Consider the following 580-nt stretch of genomic DNA (forward strand, 5'->3'; position numbering starts at 1 on the left):
GCAGGCCGCCTACGGTGATCCCTCGCCTGAAGAGCAGCAGCGGCTGAAGGATGTCTACCGCGCTCACCAGCAGTTGCTGGTCGAGAAGCGGGAGAAGGCTGGCGCCTTCCTGTTGGACTCGGCGCGGCGTGCGGGCCGCCCGGTGTACGGGTGGCTGGCGGCCTCGGCCGGTGACGTGGACGACAGCCCCAAGGGCCGTGCCCAAGTTCGGGACAGCGACGAGACGTTGGAAGTCCTGGTCGTCCAACGACAGGCCGACGGAAGGCTGACGACCGTACCGTGGCTGTCCGACGACAGGGACGGGAAACGGGGCGGTCTGGAGCTTCCCGAGGACTTCATGCCGAGTCCGCGCGCGTGCAAGGCGGTCGCAGCCAGTGCGCTCACGCTGCCGGGCCGCTTCAGCAAGCAGTGGTACATGGCCGACCGAACCATTGCGGAACTTGAGCGTTTCCTGGTCCCCGCCTGGCAGGTCAAGGAATGTCCTTGGCTGGCAGGGGAGTTGATTCTCGTTCTGGACCCGGATTGTCAGACCTCTCTGGCAGGCTTCGTTCTCACCTACAGCCGCACGGACGGCCTGCGG

At 66.6% G+C, this 580-nt stretch carries 1 pseudogene; it reads left to right on the forward strand.

Annotated features, from left to right (window positions below):
• Nucleotides 1-580 (forward strand): annotated as a pseudogene (locus PV682_RS44185) (type I-E CRISPR-associated protein Cse1/CasA); the annotation flags it as partial.

Origin of the sequence: Streptomyces niveiscabiei, assembly GCF_033794345.1 — a bacterium.
Lineage (GTDB): Bacteria > Actinomycetota > Actinomycetes > Streptomycetales > Streptomycetaceae > Streptomyces > Streptomyces niveiscabiei.